This is a genomic window from Streptococcus sp. HMSC063B03 (assembly GCF_001836965.1).
Lineage (GTDB): Bacteria > Bacillota > Bacilli > Lactobacillales > Streptococcaceae > Streptococcus > Streptococcus pneumoniae_F.
In genome coordinates this window covers 966-3404 of record NZ_KV831007.1, presented here as the reverse complement: position 1 = coordinate 3404, position 2439 = coordinate 966, and the positions used below count along the sequence as shown (strand labels likewise).

Here is a 2439-nt window from a genome sequence, read left to right as displayed (position 1 = left end):
AGAAATGGCGTGAACTTTACCCAGAAGAAAAACTAGCTGAAATTCGTGAACTTGCTCGAGTCGGAAATCAAAGTAAAACTCGCTATGTTTGGACCATCCATCCATTCATGAACAACCGTATCCGCTTTGGTAATGAAGCGCATTACCAAGAAGATTTGGCAACCATCAAGGCCAAATTTACTCAGTTGATGAAAGTGGGTGTCCGTGAATTTGGTATTCTAGCCGATGATGCACCAAGCCCAGTTGGAGGCTACAATAGCTACAACCGCTTGATGCAGGATATGACCAACTGGTTGACAGAAATGCAAGGAACTTATAGCGGTCTTCGCAAAGAAATGATCTTTGTTCCAGGTCAGTATTGGGGTAATGGGCGTGAAGCAGAGTTGAAATCTCTAAATGAAAATCTCCCAAGTTCAACATCTATGACCTTGACGGGTGGTAAGATTTGGGGTGAAGTTTCTGAAGGCTTCCTATCAACTCTCAAGAACAATCTAACTGCAGGTGGTAAAACTTATCGTCCAGTATCACTTTGGGTGAACTGGCCAGTTACAGATAACTCTAAACAACACTTGATTCTAGGTGGTGGTGAAAAATTCCTTCATCCGAATGTGGATCCAAGCTTGCTATCCGGTATCATGTTGAACCCAATGCAACAGTCTGAACCATCTAAGATTGCCCTCTTTGCTGGAGCTCAATATACATGGAAACAATGGAAATCAGAAGAAGAAGCTAAGAAACTCAATGACATTGCCTTCAACTTTGTTGAAAATGGTCATTTTGAAGATAGCAAGGTATCAGCAGCCTTCCGCGAACTTGGTAAGCATATGATTAACCAAAACATGGATGGTCGTGTCGTTAAACTAGAAGAATCAGTTGAATTGGCTCCAAAATTGACAGACTTCATGACTAAGCTCAAAGCGGGTCAGGATGTAACTGCAGAACGTGCAACCTTGCGTGCAGAATTTGCCAAGATTAAAGAAGCGGCTGAACTTTATAAAGCATCAGGTGATAAAAAAATGGTTGCACAGATCCACTATTGGTTGGATAATGCAATCGACCAAATGAATGCCCTTGATGCCTTCCTAACAGGAACAGAGGCTATGGCTACAAATGATGCAGCCAAACTTTGGGATAGCTACTATAAAGGTTTGAAATTGTACGAACAGTCTCAAACTCATACCTTCCATTATGTAGACCATCTTGAAAAGGCTGAATTGGGTGTTCAACATATCCGTCCATTTATCCTATCCTTGAAAGAAGTTCTAGCTTCTGAAGTTCAAAAAGTATTGCATCCAGATCAAATCATTAGTAGTTTCATTACTAATAGAACGGGTGTAGAAGGTGGTCTGGCAGAAGTAACAGATGGTGACCTAGCAACACATGCCCTCATTAAATCACCAAATAGTATCAAGACAGGTGATTATATCGGTATGAAATTTAACAAACCGGTAGATATCCAAACCTTGACCTTTGCTATGGGAACTCAGGCAAATCCACGTGATACCTTTAGTAAGGCTGAAGTGCAGTATCAAGATGAAAAAGATAATTGGGTAAGTTTGAAAGAACCAACTTATGTTGGTAATGAGTCACTTGTTCAGTTTGAAAATCTTAACATCAAAGCTAAAGCAGTACGTATGATTGCTACAGAAGATCGTGATGACACCTGGTTTGCAGTTCGCGAGATTGCAGTAAATCGTCCAGTAGAGAACGCTCGTAAACAACAAACTGCTACAATTAGCCTCAGCTCAAATCTAGTTTATAAATTGAGAACATCAGCAAGTCAAATTACTGATGGTAAAGATAATACAGAAGCTATGATGGCAAATGCTGACGGCAGCAATACGACTCCAGTAGATGCCTGGGCACAACTTGACCTAGGTGAAGTCAAGTCAGTCACTAAAGTTCGTCTTCGTCAAGGAACTGGCGATAAACTTGCCGCAGGTGTACTTGAGTACTCTACAGATGGATCTGCATGGCAAGAGTTAGATCGCCTATCAGGAGAACAAACTAAGGAAGTGACTAGAGCTATCAATGCTCGATACATCCGAGTACGCAATACTAAGGCAAGTGACCTTTGGTGGCGTATTCAGGACTTCTCTGTTGAGACACGCTCTGGAAATAGCGACTTAACAGACACCAACGTGGATGCCTTGAAGGAAACATCAGTAGTGGATAGCCTTGGTCGTTATGAACTTCAAATTCCAGCTGGAACTAAACTTCCTGCAAATAGCTATCTAGGCATGAAACTTGACCGAATCCATCAAGTTAATAGTATCCAGCTCCAAGGTCAAACCAACTCAGCACTCAGTCTAGAGTATTCTGTAAATGCGCAAGAATGGACACCAGCTAGCCAGTTGACAGACAGATCTGTCGCAACCCACTTGGTACGTTATGTTCGTCTGGTGAATAAAACAGACCAAGAACAGGCTGTTCCATCAA

Annotated in this window: 1 protein-coding gene; it reads left to right on the top strand. The window is 41.8% G+C overall.

The genetic code is table 11. From position 1 onward, the window contains the following. Positions 1-2439 (top strand): beta-N-acetylglucosaminidase domain-containing protein (locus HMPREF2628_RS00065; RefSeq protein WP_180364262.1); only part of this gene is annotated, 2439 nt, incomplete at both ends.